We start from the raw sequence: 15,372 nt of genomic DNA on the forward strand, positions 1-15,372 counted from the left end.
TCAGCTTCCATCTGCAACCTCAAAACAGTGTTTTGAGCTGACTTTGTCAGTTCTATCTACAACCTAAAAGCAGTGCTTTTAGCAACCTGTGGCTAGCTTCCTAGTTTGCTTTTTGATTTTCATTGAGTATAAGAATTATTAAAAAAGATATAAAGAAAAAAACACTTCAATCATTGTATTTTAGTTTGATTGAGGTGTTTTTGATTTTATTTCTGAGCCATCAATTCAACAATCATCTCGATATACATGACAAGGGTTAATAAGAATCCTGCACGCCAGAAGAATTTGATGAATTTAGGATAGTAAAAGCTGCGTTTTTTCAAAAGGAAGAAAAAAACGAGAATAATGGCTAGGAGTGAGAGGGCTAGTCCCAGTCTAGGGAGGAAATTATGGGTAAAGGTTTTAGCTGTGATTAGGTAGTACTCAAATACCAAGACTGGAAAAGCCAAATCCGCAAAGTTTCGTCCTAGTTTTTTTAATCTAAAAAGTTTGGTTATGATAATGCAGACTACTAAGGTCAGTATCAATAATAAAATAGATGCTAATTTCATTAAAATCATATCCATATTGTATCATAAAAAATCGCTAAAGGAAACGAGAAACAGAGGAATTTATAGGAAAGTCAGGCTTTTGAGATTGTAGATGTTTTCTGTTATAATGAAAGTTATGAAATCTTATAATACCTTGAATGATTATTATCGAAAACTATTTGGAGAAAAGACCTTTAAAGTCCCGATTGATGCGGGATTTGACTGTCCCAATCGTGATGGAACTGTGGCTCATGGAGGCTGTACTTTTTGTACGGTTTCAGGTTCTGGAGATGCTATTGTAGCACCAGATGCGCCTATCCGTGAGCAATTTTATAAGGAAATTGACTTTATGCACCGTAAGTGGCCGGATGTGCAGAAGTATCTGGTTTATTTTCAAAATTTTACCAACACCCATGAAAAGGTGGAAGTCATCCGAGAGCGCTATGAGCAGGCTATCAATGAGCCAGGTGTGGTCGGAATCAATATCGGAACGCGACCAGACTGTTTACCAGACGAAACTATCGAGTATTTGGCTGAGTTGTCGGAACGCATGCATGTGACGGTTGAATTGGGCTTGCAGACCACTTATGAAACAACCTCTGTTCTGATTAACCGTGCCCATTCCTATGAGTTGTACGTGGAAACGGTCAAGCGTTTGAGAAAGTATCCCAAGATTGAGATTGTTTCCCATCTTATTAATGGCTTGCCTGGTGAAACCCATGAGATGATGATTGAAAATGTCCGTCGCTGTGTCACGGATAACGATATTCAAGGGATTAAACTGCATTTGCTCCATCTTATGACAAATACTCGTATGCAAAGAGATTATCATGAAGGACGCTTGCAGTTGATGAGCCAGGACGAATATGTAAAGGTCATCTGTGACCAATTGGAAATCATTCCCAAGCATATCGTCATCCATCGAATCACAGGAGATGCACCTAGAGATATGCTGATTGGTCCTATGTGGAGCCTCAATAAATGGGAAGTGCTTAACAGCATTGAGATGGAGATGCGACGTCGCGGAAGTGTTCAAGGATGCAAGGCTGTAAAACAGGAGTTTAATAATGAAAAGACCACTTGAGATGGCACATGATTTTTTGGCTGAGGTAGTGACTCAGGATGATATCGTAGTGGATGCGACCATGGGAAATGGTCATGACACGCTTTTTTTAGCTAAGCTAGCCAAGCAAGTCTATGCCTTTGATATTCAGGAGCAAGCCTTGGAAAAGACCCGAGAGCGTTTGGACCAGGCTGGCCTGACAAATGCTCAGTTAATCTTGCAAGGACACGAGACACTGGACCAGTTTGTGACAGAGGCTAAGGCAGGAATTTTTAATCTGGGTTATCTGCCGTCAGCTGATAAGTCCGTCATTACCCAACCGCAGACAACTATTGAAGCCTTAGAAAAGCTGTGTCGTTTGCTGGTCAAAGGGGGACGGATTGCTATCATGATTTACTATGGTCATGAGGGAGGAGATATTGAGCGAGATGCTGTCTTGAATTTTGTTAGCCAGTTGAACCAACAAGAGTATACAGCTGCCATTTACCGAACTTTAAACCAAGTCAACAACCCGCCATTTTTAGTGATGATTGAAAAATTAGAGAGATATAGACATGGATAAACAATACCTACGTGAAAAGCTGGATGCCATGCGCCAGAATTTTGTTGAGTCAACCCACCACGAACGAGCAGTGGGTGTGTTAGACCAAGCACATATGAGCAAAAAAATGCTTAAAATCAAGAAAAAATTAGTAGCTCTTGAAATGGAACGCTGCCAGCGAAAAATTGAGCACAAAGACTGTTCCAAGATTGATCAAAAAATCAAAGAGCAGAAGGAGATATTTGAATCCTGTTGTAAAAAAGATTAAGGAGGACGTGCGTGGAATTACTGATTTACCTCATCCTATTTTTACTGGTCTTGATTGTCTCAAGTACAACCAATAAACTTCTGCCCTTTTTGCCTCTCCCTTTGGTGCAAATTCTTTTGGGAATTGTGATTGGTCTCTTTTTACCCAATACCGACTTTCATCTCAATACAGAGTTGTTTTTGGCCCTGGTTATTGGGCCCTTGCTTTTCCGAGAGTCGGAAGAAGCGGATATTACGGCTATTTTAAAACACTGGCGAATCATTGTTTATCTCATATTTCCAGTGATTTTCATCTCGACCCTGAGTTTGGGTGGCTTGGCCCATTTTCTTTGGCTCAGTCTTCCCTTGGCGGCTTGCTTGGCTGTTGGGGCGGCCCTTGGACCTACGGACTTGGTGGCTTTTGCTTCTCTTTCGGAGCGTTTTAGCTTTCCTAAGCGCGTGTCTAATATCCTCAAAGGTGAAGGACTTTTGAATGATGCTTCTGGCTTGGTTGCCTTTCAGGTTGCCTTGACAGCTTGGACAACTGGAGTCTTTTCTCTTGGTCAAGCTAGTAGTTCGCTCATCTTTTCAATTCTAGGCGGTTTTTTAATTGGATTTTTAACAGCCATGGTCAACCGTTTCCTTCACACATTCTTGCTAAGTGTGCGCGCAACGGATATTGCTAGCGAACTTTTATTAGAATTGAGTTTGCCTCTGGTGACCTTCTTTCTGGCAGAAGAAGTCCATGTTTCAGGGATTATTGCCGTTGTGGTTGCTGGGATTTTAAAGGCAAGCCGTTTTAAGAAAATTACGCTCCTCGAAGCCCAAGTGGATACGGTAACCGAGACGGTCTGGCACACAGTGAACTTTATGCTCAACGGTTCTGTCTTTGTAATTTTAGGGATGGAGCTGGAAATGATAGCAGAACCTATCTTGACCAATCCAATCTATAATCCCTTGCTGTTATTGGTATCTCTTATAGCCCTTACCTTTGTCCTCTTTGCCATTCGTTTTGTCATGATCTATGGCTATTATGCCTATAGGACCCGACGCCTCAAGAAGAAACTGAATAAGTATATGAAGGATATGCTTCTTTTGACCTTCTCAGGTGTTAAGGGAACGGTGTCGATTGCTACGATTCTTCTGATACCAAGTAATCTAGAACAGGAGTATCCTCTCTTGCTTTTCCTTGTCGCAGGTGTGACGCTTGTCAGCTTTTTAACAGGCCTCGTGGTCTTGCCTCATCTTTCGGACGAACAGGAAGAAAGCAAGGATTATCTTATGCATATCGCCATTTTGAATGAAGTGACGATTGAGTTGGAAAAAGAGTTGGAAGATACCAAAAATAAACTTCCCCTCTATGCAGCTATTGACAATTATCATGGACGTATTGAAAATCTCATCCTGAGTCAAGAAAATAAGGGGGCTCAAGAAGACTGGGAGGCCTTAAAACTTCTCATCCTCAGTATTGAAAGTGATGGTTTAGAACAGGCTTACGAAGAGGAAAAGATGAGTGAGCGTGCCTATCGAGTTTACCAACGTTATTTGAAAAACATGGAACAAAGTATCAATCGTAAGTTCGCGTCACGATTGACCTATTATTTCCTTGTTTCCTTGCGGATTTTACGTTTTCTCCTGCATGAAGTTTTTACCTTTGGCAAGACCTCCCGCAGTTGGAAAAATGAAGAATCACAGAAACTCAGGGCCCTTGACTATGACCAAATTGCAGAGCTCTATCTAGAAAACACAGAGATGATTATCGAAAGTTTGGAGAACCTAAAAGGGGTTTATAAGAGTTCTTTAATCAGCTTCATGCAGGATTCTCGTCTCCGTGAAACAGCTATTATCACTAGTGGTGCCTTTGTTGAACGGGTTATCAATCGTGTCAAGCCCAACAATATCGATGAAATGCTGAGAGGCTATTATCTGGAGCGCAAGTTGATTTTCGAATATGAAGAGAAACGATTGATTACGACCAAGTATGCCAAGAAGTTACGACAAAATGTAAATAACTTAGAGAACTATTCTCTGAAGGAAGCTGCCAATACCCTGCCTTATGATATGGTGGAATTGGTAAGAAGAAATTAATTAATACTCTTCGAAAATCTCTTCAAACCACGTCAGCTTCATCTGCAACCTCAAAGCTGTGCTTTGAGCAACCTGCGACTAGCTTCCTAGTTTGCTCTTTGATTTTCATTGAGTATAAAGAGTGTAAGTGAAGGAGTGTGACATGAAGAAGTGGTGGAAAGAGCTGATAGATAAGCCTTTAGTAAAAGCTTTTTTGCATTATTATCAAGCATCAGATAGTGAGCTGACCAGTGTCGCAGTAGCCTACTATTGGTTGATTTCGATTTTTCCCCTGCTTTTGGTGGTGGTCAATATCCTCCCTTATTTTCAGATTCCAGTTTCCAATTTTTTAAAGGTTGTAAATGAATTCTTGCCCGATACCATGTATGATGTGGTGGCAAAGATTATCACAGAAGTACTGACCCAACCGTCAACGGGCTTATTGAGTTTTGCGATTTTGTCAGCCCTCTGGACATTTTCAAAATCCATGAACTTTCTGCAGAAAGCCTTTAATAAAGCTTACGGAGTAGCTAAAAATCGTGGGATGATTTCTCATCAACTCATGAGTTTGTTTGTCAGTTTTGGCTTGCAGATTCTCTTTGCTTTAGCCCTCTTTCTAAGTGTCTTTGGTCGCATGCTTCTCAACCTTATCAAAAGTTATTGGAAATCGGATAGTCCTATTTTTGATTATCTGCAAGACCTGACAGGCCCCTTAGTCTATTCCTTGATTTTTGCCATCTTGGTCATGCTTTATTATTTCCTGCCTAATGTTAAGGTTCGACGGATTCGCTCTGTATTACCAGGTAGTGCCTTTGTTTTGTTAACTCTGGCCTTACTGCTCAATATCTTTTCAGTCTATGTTAACAATTATGTCAATCACCTAGTGGACGTGCGTTTTTTCAGTTCCGTCGTCGTGGTGGTCATGATGTTCTGGTTTATTCTTATCGCTAAGATTTTGATTGTCGGTGCGGTGATCAATGCCAGTGTTCAGAGTTTGAAAGATCCGAGCTTGAGAATAAATTAACTCATTTTCTATCCATTACAAAACGCATACTATCAAGGTTTTATAATACCTGATAATATGCGCTTTTTGATTATGACAATTAATAGATAAACATGGCATCACCGAAACTGAAGAAGCGGTAGTGTTCTTGAATGGCATGGTGATAAGCGTCTAAGACTAATTCACGGCCTGCAAAGGCAGAAACCAACATGACCAGAGTTGATTTTGGTAAGTGGAAGTTGGTTGAGAAGGCATCCACGACCTTCCACTCATAGCCAGGTTTGATAAAGATATTGGTCCAGCCAGAATCTGCTTGGATTTGCCCATCAAACTTGGAACCAATAGTCTCTAAGGTGCGGATAGAAGTGGTTCCGACAGCGATGACACGGCTTCCATTTTTCTTGACAGAGCGAAGGGTGCTAGCAGCCTCCTCAGAAAGCTGATAGAATTCTGAGTGCATTTCGTGTTCGTCCAGATTGTCAACTGAAACAGGTCTAAAGGTTCCGAGTCCGACATGAAGAGTCAAATAGACTAGATGAACACCCTTAGCTTGGATTTCTGCCAGCAATTCTTTGGTGAAGTGCAATCCAGCAGTTGGTGCTGCAGCAGAACCACTTTCCTTAGCGTAAACGGTTTGATAGCGTTCACGGTCATCCAGTTTTTCATGGATATAAGGTGGTAATGGCATTTCTCCCAGACTTTCTAAAACTTCTAGGAAAATTCCTTGGTATTCAAAGCGGACAATGCGGCCCCCGTGAGTCAATTCTTCCGTAACAACAGCTCTGAGACGGCCATCACCAAAGCTAACACGAGTCCCGACCTTGAGGCGTTTGGCAGGTTTAGCCAGAACTTCCCACTCATCTCCACTAGTATTTTTAAGCAGGAGAAGTTCCACATGACCTCCAGTTTCTTCCTTTTGACCATAGAGGCGGGCAGGGAGAACTCGGGTGTCGTTCATAACAAGGGCGTCACCAGGTTCCAGCATATCAATAATAGAGTGGAAGTGTTTATCCTGCATTTCTCCAGTATCACGGTTGACAATGAGGAGTTTAGAGGAATCCCGTTTTTCAAGGGGCGTTTGGGCAATTAATTCCTCAGGTAAGTGGAAATCAAAATCAGCTGTATTCATATATCTGTTCATTCTTTCTAAGTTCTAATCTTATCCATTATAACATGTTTCAAGTTTGGACGCTCTTTTTTTGAAAATTAAATCGTTTTCACTTGACAAAAATTGGTCTATACCATATAATAAATATAGATTAAAACGGAGGATGAAAAGATGAAAGTTATTAAAGTTGAAAACCAAATCGAAGGTGGAAAAGTTGCTTTTGAGATTTTGAAGGAAAAATTGGCCAATGGAGCTCAAACACTAGGACTTGCGACAGGAAGTAGCCCACTTGAATTTTACAAGGAAATTGTTGAGAGTGACCTTGATTTTTCAAATCTAACCAGTGTCAACCTTGATGAGTATGTAGGCCTTGATGGCGACAATCCTCAGTCTTACCGTCACTTCATGCAAGAAAACTTGTTCAACCAAAAACCATTTAAAGAAAGTTTTTTGCCACGTGGTGTTAAGGATAATGCTGAAGAAGAAGTAGAACGCTACAATCAAATTTTGGCTGACCATCCAGTTGACCTCCAAATCTTGGGAATCGGTCGCAATGGACATATCGGATTTAATGAACCTGGTACTCCATTTGACAGTCAAACACACCTAGTCGAACTTGACCAGTCTACTATTGAAGCAAACGCACGTTTCTTTGACAAGATTGAAGACGTTCCAACCCAAGCCATTTCAATGGGGATTAAAAATATCTTGGATGCCAAGTCAATCCTTCTCTTTGCTTACGGTGAGTCGAAAGCAGAAGCTATTGCTGGAACAGTGTCTGGCCCAGTGACTGAGAATCTCCCAGCAAGTAGCCTCCAAAATCACCCTGATGTGACTATTATTGCAGATGCTGAAGCGCTCAGCTTACTTGAAAAATAAATTCAGAACCACTTGCTCTGTGTAGTGAGTTGCTTTAGACATATAAAACTTCAACATTACGTTAGGGGACACATGAATAAAGAAGAATTTCTAAAAATAAAAGAAGCATATAAGAGAGCTAGGCTAGAAGAGAAAAATAAAATAAAATACTTTCTTTTAAGCAAGAGAGATAGTGATGGAAACTTAATTTTTTTAAAAGAGAAAGATGGCACTGATACATTTGTAAAGACAAGTGGAGGAAGTGGAAAACCAAATTACTCATCAGGAGGTACTTTATCTAGACCGTATGATTTATCAAATCACATGTATATTGATTTGTCTTATAAAGGAAATGAAATCTTAATCTCTTTACAGTCTTTTGATATTGATCCAAATAGTCATAATATTCATGTCTTATATGATCGGATAGGTATCATATTCTGGGAATATGAGGAATCAGATAATAAAGATGAGGAATTAGATAATAAAGATGGGGAACTAGACAACGAACTGAAAGTAAGTGATGATTTTCTTAAAATGGAAACAACAAACTGGGAATTACCTTTATCTAAAGCAGATATGGAGGAGATGGTGAACTATATTATTAATCATTATGAAGAATAAAAAACTTAGTTTCCTCTTGACAATTATTCCTTTTACGTGTAAAATAGAATAGATCTTGAACTTGAAGGGAGTGAAAAAAATGTCTAAAACAGTAGTACGTAAGAATGAATCTCTTGACGACGCACTTCGTCGTTTCAAACGTGCGGTTACTAAAGCTGGTACTCTTCAAGAAACACGCAAACGTGAATTCTATGAAAAACCTTCTGTAAAACGTAAACGTAAATCAGAAGCAGCTCGTAAACGTAAAAAATTCTAATTAGAAATGAAAGGCTAGAGAAATCTAGTCTTTTTCTTTTAAATAAATACTACAAAGCCTGCAAAAATCTCAAATATCCTCCTACAATTTGATATAATAGAGAGAAGAACTCGATTGAAGGAGGAAATGATGTCGGTTTTAGTAAAAGAAGTGATTGAAAAGCTCAGACTAGACATTGTCTATGGCGAACCAGAATTACTTGAAAAGGAAATTAATACCGCGGACATTACGCGACCTGGTCTTGAAATGACGGGCTATTTTGACTATTATACGCCTGAGCGAATCCAACTCTTGGGAATGAAGGAGTGGTCCTATCTCGTTTCGATGTCCTCTCACAACCGTTACCAAGTCTTGAAAAAAATGTTTCTACCTGAGACACCTGCGGTCATTGTTGCTCGTGGTTTGGTGGTTCCAGAGGAGATGCTAAAGGCAGCCAGAGAATGTAAGATTGCCATTTTAACCAGCCGTACGGCAACCAGTCGTTTATCTGGAGAGTTATCTAGTTATCTGGATTCACGTTTAGCAGAACGGACCAGTGTGCACGGTGTCTTGATGGATATCTATGGAATGGGTGTCTTGATTCAAGGTGATAGTGGCATCGGTAAGAGTGAGACAGGTCTAGAGCTTGTCAAACGTGGTCACCGCTTGGTAGCCGATGATCGTGTCGATATCTTTGCCAAGGATGAGATTACTCTTTGGGGTGAACCAGCTGAAATCTTGAGACACCTGATTGAAATTCGTGGGGTTGGGATTATCGATGTCATGAGCCTCTACGGTGCGAGTGCCGTCAAGGATTCTTCACAAGTCCAGCTGGCTGTTTATTTGGAAAATTACGATACACATAAAACTTTTGATCGTCTTGGAAACAATGCAGAGGAAATAGAAATTTCTGGCGTAGCCATTCCTCGTATCCGCATTCCAGTGAAAACAGGTCGTAATATCTCTGTCGTGATTGAGGCTGCTGCCATGAATTATCGTGCCAAGGAAATGGGCTTTGATGCGACGCGTTTGTTCGAAGAACGCTTGACCAATCTCATTGCTCAAAACGAGGAGGTGCCTAATGTTTGATCCAATTGCGATTCATCTAGGCCCTCTAGCCATTCGATGGTATGCCTTGTGTATTGTAACAGGCTTGATTCTTGCGGTTTATTTGACCATGAAAGAAGCACCTAGAAAGAAGATCATACCAGACGATATTTTAGATTTCATCCTGATAGCTTTTCCTTTGGCTATTTTAGGAGCACGTCTCTATTATGTTATTTTCCGTTTTGATTACTATAGTCAGAACTTGGGAGAAATTTTTGCCATTTGGAATGGTGGTTTGGCTTTTTACGGTGGTTTGATAACTGGGGCTATTGTACTCTATATCTTTGCTGATCGTAAACTCATCAATACTTGGGATTTCCTAGATATTGCGGCGCCTAGCGTCATGATTGCCCAAAGTTTGGGTCGCTGGGGCAATTTCTTTAATCAAGAAGCCTATGGTGCAGCAGTGGATAATCTGGATTATCTACCTGGCTTTATTCGTGACCAGATGTATATTGAGGGGAGCTATCGTCAGCCAACCTTCCTTTATGAGTCTCTATGGAATCTTCTTGGATTTGCCTTGATTCTGATTTTTAGAAGAAAATGGAAGAGCCTTAGACGAGGTCATATCACTGCCTTTTACTTGATTTGGTATGGTTTCGGTCGTATGGTCATCGAAGGTATGCGGACAGATAGTCTCATGTTCTTTGGTCTTCGAGTGTCTCAATGGCTATCAGTTGTCCTTATCGGACTGGGTATTTTTATCATTCTATATCAAAATCGAAAGAAGGCCCCTTACTATATTACAGAGGAGGAAAATTAAATGTTAGAAGTTGCATATATTCTTGTAGCCCTTGCTTTGATTGTATTTTTAGTGTATCTAATCATTACTGTACAAAAGCTTGGACGTGTTATCGATGAAACAGAGAAGACGATTAAAACCTTGACTTCAGATGTGGATGTGACCTTGCATCATACCAATGAATTGCTGGCTAAGGTCAATGTCTTGGCAGATGATATTAATGTCAAGGTAGCAACGATTGATCCACTCTTTAGCGCTGTTGCAGATTTATCTCTATCTGTTTCAGATCTCAATGACCATGCGCGTGTATTGAGTAAGAAAGCTTCATCAGCTGGTTCAAAAACACTTAAGACTGGTGCAAGTTTGTCAGCTCTTCGTGTCGCAAGTAAATTTTTCAAAAAATAAAAAAGGAGAATCCTTATGGGTAAACTATCCTCAATCCTTTTAGGAACCGTTTCAGGTGCAGCTCTTGCCTTGTTTTTAACAAGTGACAAGGGCAAACAAGTTTGCAGTCAGGCTCAAGATTTTCTAGATGACTTGAGAGAAGATCCTGAGTATGCCAAGGAGCAGGTCTGTGAAAAACTGACAGAAGTCAAGGAGCAGGCTACAGATTTTGTTCTTAAAACCAAAGAACAGGTTGAGTCAGGTGAAATCACTGTGGACAGTGTCCTTGCTCAAGCCAAATCATGTGCTCGTCAAGCGACAGAAGCATCAAAAGATCAATTCAATAATCTCAAGGAGCAATGGCAAGAAAAGGCTGAAACTCTTGATGAATCAGAAGAGATTGTTATTGACATAACAGAAGAATAAACCATCACCATCTTCGGACTGACTAGTATCTGGAGATGGTGATTTTTTTCTTGTAGCCTGTCTTTATGGTATAATAATTACTATGCAGAAAAAACCAACGTCAGCCTATGTGCATATCCCATTTTGTACCCAGATTTGTTATTATTGCGACTTTTCAAAGGTCTTCATCAAGAATCAGCCGGTAGATAGCTATTTGGAGCATCTGTTAGAAGAGTTTCGTTCTTATGATATTCAAAAGTTGCGAACCCTCTACATCGGTGGTGGGACACCGACAGCTCTATCAGCTCCTCAACTGGAGGTGTTACTGGATGGCTTGACTAAAAACTTGGACTTGTCAGTCTTGGAAGAGTTGACCATTGAAGCCAATCCGGGAGACTTGGACGCGGATAAGATAGCTGTTTTGAAGAACTCAGCTGTCAATCGTGTTTCGCTAGGCGTGCAGACTTTTGACGACAAGATGCTGAAAAAGATTGGGCGCAGTCATTTGGAGAAGGATATTTATGAAAATATTGACCGTCTGAAACTGGCTGGTTTTGACAATATCTCCATCGATTTAATTTATGCTCTGCCAGGTCAGACCATGGAGCAGGTCAAGGAAAATGTGGCTAAGGCCATTGGGTTGGATATTCCCCATATGAGCCTCTATAGCTTGATTTTGGAGAATCATACGGTCTTTATGAACCGTATGCGTCGAGGGAAATTGCCCTTGCCTAAGGAGGAACTGGAAGCGGAGATGTTTGAGTACATCATTGCAGAGCTGGAGCGAGCTGGTTTTGAGCATTATGAGATTTCCAATTTCTCAAAGCCTGGTTTTGAAAGTCGCCACAATCTCATGTATTGGGACAATGCTGAATACTATGGCATAGGTGCTGGGGCCTCTGGTTATGTAAATGGAGTACGCTATAAAAATCATGGTCCCATTCGTCATTATCTTAATGCAGTTGAGGAAGGCAATGCTCGCATCACAGAAGAGCACCTGAGTCAAAAAGAGCAAATGGAAGAAGAAATGTTCTTGGGACTCCGCAAGAAATCAGGGGTTTCCATGGCGCGATTTGAGGAAAAATTTGGACGGTCTTTCGATGGACTTTATGGAGAAATTGTCAGAGAATTGGTTCAACAAGGTCTCATGCAAATAGATGGTGACCGAGTTCGTATGACAAAAAGAGGTCTCTTTTTAGGAGACACCGTAGCAGAACGATTTATTTTGGAGTAGATGATGGGCTTAACTTATCGAATGAAAATGAAAATTCCTTTTGATATGGCTGATATGAACGGTCATATCAAGCTTCCAGATGTGATTTTGCTATCCCTTCAAGTTTCAGGGATGCAGTCGATTGAGTTAGGAGTTAGTGATAAGGCCATTTTGGAAGAGCATAATCTGGTCTGGATTATCACAGAATACGATATTGAGGTGGTTCGTTTGCCTCGTTTTGCGGAAGAAATTACCATCGAAACGGAAGCTTTGAGCTACAATCGGCTCTTTTGCTACCGTCGCTTTAACATTTATGATGAAGCAGGTCAGGAACTCATCCACATGATGGCGACCTTTGTTCTCATGGACCGCGACAGTCGAAAAGTCCATGCTGTCGAACCTGAGATTGTGGCTCCGTATCAGTCTGATTTTGATAAAAAGCTTATCCGTGGGCCAAAGTATGAGTCTTTGGAAGAACCATTCAGCAAGGATTACCATGTTCGTTTTTACGACTTGGATATGAATGGTCATGTTAATAACAGTAAGTATCTGGACTGGATTTTTGAGGTTATGGGAGCGGATTTTTTGACCCAATATATTCCCAAGAAAATCAACCTCAAGTATGTCAAGGAAGTTAGACCAGGTGGGGTGATTACATCGGCTGTTGAACGGACTGGACTGGAAAGCAAGCATGAGATTACAAGCGACGGGGCTACCAATGCCCAAGCTATCATCACTTGGCAAGAAATGAAGAAGGATTAGAGAAAAATATGAAGTATAAAGGCTATTTAATTGATTTAGACGGAACCATTTATAAGGGGAAAGATCGAATTCCAGCAGGAGAGGCTTTTGTCCACGAATTGCAAAAGCGAGACATCCCCTATCTCTTTGTGACTAACAATACAACCCGCACTCCAGAGAGTGTTCAGGAGATGTTGGCTCAGAATTTTAATATTGATACTCCTCTATCGACTGTCTACACAGCGACTTTGGCGACTATCGACTATATGAACGACTTGGGACTTGAAAAGACAGTCTATGTCATCGGAGAAGCAGGACTCAAGGAAGCCATCAAGGCGGCTGGTTATGTGGAAGACAAGGATAATCCTGCCTATGTGGTAGTAGGCCTGGACTGGCAAGTTGACTATGAAAAATTTGCCACAGCAACTCTAGCTATCCAAAAGGGTGCTCACTTTATCGGAACCAACCCTGACCTTAACATTCCAACAGAACGCGGTCTTTTGCCAGGTGCTGGTTCACTGATTACGCTGCTTGAAGTGGCAACACGAGTGAAGCCTGTTTATATCGGGAAACCAAATGCTATCATTATGGACAAGGCGGTTGAGCACTTAGGCTTGGAACGTGAAGAATTAATCATGGTTGGGGACAATTATTTGACTGATATTCGAGCTGGGATTGACAATGGCATTCCAACTCTCTTGGTGACAACAGGTTTTACCAAGGCAGAAGAAGTGGCAGACCTACCAATCGCACCGACTCATGTGGTTTCTAGCCTTGCGGAGTGGGATTTTGATGAAAACTAAACTGACCTTTTGGAGCTCTATGCTCTTTCTTCTCTCCCTCTCAATCCTTCTGACTATCTATCTGGCTTGGATTTTTTATCCGCTGGAAATTCAGTGGTTAAGTTTAACGGATCGGGTCTATTTAAAACCAGAAACCATTCAGTACAACTTTCATATCTTGATGAATTATCTGACCAATCCATTTAGTCAGGTCCTAGAGATGCCAGATTTTCGTTCGTCAGCTGCTGGGCTACACCATTTTGCAGTGGTCAAGAACCTCTTTCACCTGGTTCAGCTAGTAGCTTTAGTGACACTGCCAAGTTTTTACGTCTTTGTCAATAGGATTGTGAAAAAGGGCTTTTTATCTCTATTTAGTAAAGGGCTTCTGACTCTAGTGGTTTTGCCTTTGCTGATTGGCCTTGGAGGAGTGTTGATTGGTTTTGACCAATTCTTTACCCTTTTCCATCAAATTCTCTTTGTGGGAGATGATACTTGGCTTTTTGATCCAGCCAAGGATCCAGTGATTCTGATTTTACCAGAGACTTTCTTCCTTCATGCCTTTCTTCTCTTTTTTGCCCTCTATGAAAGCTTCTTTGGCTATCTTTATCTGAAAAGTCGTTGGAAGTGAGATTTTAGATGTAGATTCATCATAAAAAACAGCCGATATAGTCACAGTTGGTTCCTAACTGCAGCTATATCGGCTGTTTTTCTAACTTCTTCCCTGTTTATCGGATCTGCCTCTACCTGCCAGTAGCAACTCAGCCCAGAGTTTATGGCCAATCAATTCCAGTTTTATTGAGCATTTTGACTTGTTGATAGAAGATGTCTCTAAATTGAGAAATAGTTTGGTCCAGGAAAAGACCATTCAGACTGTCCAGATAGGCTAAAATCTGACTTGCCAGTTTTATTCCCTCCTTCTTATCTTGTCTGAGCAAATTATAACATTCTTGCATTTTAATGATAAAAAATGCTTCTTGCAATACTACTTTTAGGGGATGTAATTCCTTAATTCTATATACATCAATTTTGTCCACTAAATTTTGGGCAAGTTGGTAATGCCCATTTCGAGAATAGGTTCGGATGATGTCTGAGAGTGTCAATATAAGCTCTCGTTTTTGTTTGAAATCAACAAATGTTTCTTCTAGCAAAGCAAGAGCTGTTTTTGCAATTTGTTGAAGTGTTTCTGTAGGAAAGTCAAAATATTCAACTAAAAGTGCAAATAAGGTGTAATCCTTTGGAAGCCAGTAGTTTAGATGAAATAAGGCAGTCTTAGCCCGATTGAGGATAGTCCAATCTTCTTTCAACAAATTCTCCTTATTTCTAAACATGCCTAAAGATTGGATATAGGCATGATCAGTGAAATAGGTATCAGATTCTAATATTTGAATCAATTCTAGAATCTTAGTTTGTGTTGTGAACCCAGTTTTTATAGCTTCGGGAAGTGAAGGATCCTGATACTGATAACGCGTAAGCAACATTATAACATCATGGTTATCATGGATTTTGAGATTTTCTAGGATTTTGAAGTAGGTGTCAACCTTGATGGTTGTGATGCCTTTTTCAAATTTACTGAGGTTGTTGGGACTAATAGCAGTACCAGCGGCTTCTTTTAGAGTAAAGCCTCTCTCCTCTCGGATTTGTTTGATAACTGAACCAAAGTTTATTTCCATTTTACTAATCTCCTTGTGATTTTACTTTATTATACACTATTTCAACTAGATAA

19 protein-coding genes are annotated in these 15,372 nt (G+C 40.5%); 16 read left to right on the forward strand and 3 right to left on the reverse strand.

Going from position 1 to position 15,372, the window contains the following annotated elements; translation table 11 throughout:
• Nucleotides 1–206 precede the first annotated feature (206 nt).
• A complete protein-coding gene (locus JQ841_RS07140) occupies nucleotides 207–566 on the reverse strand; it encodes a DUF3397 family protein (protein ID WP_012972478.1) in 360 nt (119 codons plus the stop codon).
• 91 nt (nucleotides 567–657) lie between these two features.
• On the opposite strand from JQ841_RS07140, the gene mnmL reads away from it, so the two are divergent.
• From mnmL to JQ841_RS07165, 5 genes are all read left to right on the forward strand, one after another.
• Nucleotides 658–1,614: a tRNA modification radical SAM protein MnmL/YtqA gene (gene mnmL / locus JQ841_RS07145; protein WP_203180703.1), complete on the forward strand. Its 957-nt coding sequence runs from the start codon at nucleotides 658–660 to the stop codon at nucleotides 1,612–1,614.
• Complete coding sequence (gene mnmM, locus JQ841_RS07150; RefSeq protein ID WP_203180522.1) at nucleotides 1,598–2,155, forward strand: tRNA 5-(aminomethyl)-2-thiouridylate-methyltransferase MnmM; 558 nt, start codon at nucleotides 1,598–1,600, stop codon at nucleotides 2,153–2,155. Before mnmL ends, mnmM begins: the two co-directional genes overlap by 17 nt.
• Entirely contained in the window at nucleotides 2,148–2,402 is a 255-nt protein-coding gene (locus JQ841_RS07155; RefSeq protein ID WP_000361085.1) for a hypothetical protein, read from the forward strand. The genes mnmM and JQ841_RS07155 overlap by 8 nt, the downstream gene beginning before the upstream one ends.
• Nucleotides 2,403–2,413: 11 nt before the next feature.
• Nucleotides 2,414–4,468, forward strand: coding sequence for a cation:proton antiporter (locus JQ841_RS07160; RefSeq protein WP_203180523.1), 2,055 nt, complete (start codon nucleotides 2,414–2,416; stop codon nucleotides 4,466–4,468).
• 142 nt (nucleotides 4,469–4,610) lie between these two features.
• Nucleotides 4,611–5,471, forward strand: coding sequence for a YihY/virulence factor BrkB family protein (locus tag JQ841_RS07165; protein WP_203180524.1), 861 nt, complete (start codon nucleotides 4,611–4,613; stop codon nucleotides 5,469–5,471).
• A gap of 79 nt (nucleotides 5,472–5,550) precedes the next feature.
• Here JQ841_RS07165 and queA read toward each other — a convergent pair whose 3' ends face one another.
• Nucleotides 5,551–6,579: a tRNA preQ1(34) S-adenosylmethionine ribosyltransferase-isomerase QueA gene (gene queA / locus JQ841_RS07170; RefSeq protein WP_203180704.1), complete on the reverse strand. Its 1,029-nt coding sequence runs from the start codon at nucleotides 6,577–6,579 to the stop codon at nucleotides 5,551–5,553.
• A gap of 150 nt (nucleotides 6,580–6,729) precedes the next feature.
• Here queA and JQ841_RS07175 point away from each other — a divergent pair, with 150 nt between their 5' ends.
• The 11 genes from JQ841_RS07175 to JQ841_RS07225 all read left to right on the forward strand — a co-directional run bounded on the left by JQ841_RS07175 (nucleotide 6,730) and on the right by JQ841_RS07225 (nucleotide 14,277).
• Complete coding sequence (locus tag JQ841_RS07175) at nucleotides 6,730–7,437, forward strand: glucosamine-6-phosphate deaminase (protein ID WP_203180525.1); 708 nt, start codon at nucleotides 6,730–6,732, stop codon at nucleotides 7,435–7,437.
• Between the two features lie 72 nt (nucleotides 7,438–7,509).
• A complete protein-coding gene (locus JQ841_RS07180) occupies nucleotides 7,510–8,040 on the forward strand; it encodes a hypothetical protein (RefSeq protein ID WP_203180526.1) in 531 nt (176 codons plus the stop codon).
• A 79-nt stretch (nucleotides 8,041–8,119) separates the two neighbouring features.
• A complete protein-coding gene (gene rpsU / locus JQ841_RS07185; protein ID WP_000048054.1) occupies nucleotides 8,120–8,296 on the forward strand; it encodes a 30S ribosomal protein S21 in 177 nt (58 codons plus the stop codon).
• Between the two features lie 129 nt (nucleotides 8,297–8,425).
• Nucleotides 8,426–9,364 (forward strand): HPr(Ser) kinase/phosphatase, encoded by a 939-nt coding sequence (hprK, locus tag JQ841_RS07190; RefSeq protein WP_049516049.1) that lies wholly within the window; start codon nucleotides 8,426–8,428, stop codon nucleotides 9,362–9,364.
• A complete protein-coding gene (lgt, locus tag JQ841_RS07195; RefSeq protein ID WP_203180527.1) occupies nucleotides 9,357–10,145 on the forward strand; it encodes a prolipoprotein diacylglyceryl transferase in 789 nt (262 codons plus the stop codon). The genes hprK and lgt overlap by 8 nt, the downstream gene beginning before the upstream one ends.
• Complete coding sequence (locus JQ841_RS07200; RefSeq protein ID WP_000895044.1) at nucleotides 10,146–10,529, forward strand: DUF948 domain-containing protein; 384 nt, start codon at nucleotides 10,146–10,148, stop codon at nucleotides 10,527–10,529.
• A 15-nt stretch (nucleotides 10,530–10,544) separates the two neighbouring features.
• Nucleotides 10,545–10,934: a YtxH domain-containing protein gene (locus tag JQ841_RS07205; protein WP_203180528.1), complete on the forward strand. Its 390-nt coding sequence runs from the start codon at nucleotides 10,545–10,547 to the stop codon at nucleotides 10,932–10,934.
• A gap of 82 nt (nucleotides 10,935–11,016) precedes the next feature.
• Nucleotides 11,017–12,147, forward strand: a complete 1,131-nt coding sequence (gene hemW, locus JQ841_RS07210) for a radical SAM family heme chaperone HemW (RefSeq protein ID WP_203180529.1) — start codon at nucleotides 11,017–11,019, stop codon at nucleotides 12,145–12,147.
• 3 nt (nucleotides 12,148–12,150) lie between these two features.
• Nucleotides 12,151–12,888 carry an acyl-[acyl-carrier-protein] thioesterase gene (locus JQ841_RS07215; protein WP_004238705.1) on the forward strand — a complete coding sequence of 246 codons (738 nt, stop codon included), beginning with the start codon at nucleotides 12,151–12,153 and terminating at the stop codon, nucleotides 12,886–12,888.
• 8 nt (nucleotides 12,889–12,896) lie between these two features.
• Nucleotides 12,897–13,670 carry a TIGR01457 family HAD-type hydrolase gene (locus tag JQ841_RS07220; protein ID WP_078228289.1) on the forward strand — a complete coding sequence of 258 codons (774 nt, stop codon included), beginning with the start codon at nucleotides 12,897–12,899 and terminating at the stop codon, nucleotides 13,668–13,670.
• Nucleotides 13,660–14,277 (forward strand): TIGR01906 family membrane protein, encoded by a 618-nt coding sequence (locus tag JQ841_RS07225; protein ID WP_203180530.1) that lies wholly within the window; start codon nucleotides 13,660–13,662, stop codon nucleotides 14,275–14,277. The genes JQ841_RS07220 and JQ841_RS07225 overlap by 11 nt, the downstream gene beginning before the upstream one ends.
• A gap of 142 nt (nucleotides 14,278–14,419) precedes the next feature.
• Here the strand turns inward: JQ841_RS07225 and JQ841_RS07230 are convergent, their stop codons facing one another.
• Nucleotides 14,420–15,319 carry a helix-turn-helix domain-containing protein gene (locus tag JQ841_RS07230; RefSeq protein WP_024057501.1) on the reverse strand — a complete coding sequence of 300 codons (900 nt, stop codon included), beginning with the start codon at nucleotides 15,317–15,319 and terminating at the stop codon, nucleotides 14,420–14,422.
• Between the last annotated feature and the right edge of the window lie 53 nt (nucleotides 15,320–15,372).

This window comes from Streptococcus mitis (assembly GCF_905187535.1).
Taxonomy (GTDB): domain Bacteria; phylum Bacillota; class Bacilli; order Lactobacillales; family Streptococcaceae; genus Streptococcus; species Streptococcus mitis_BS.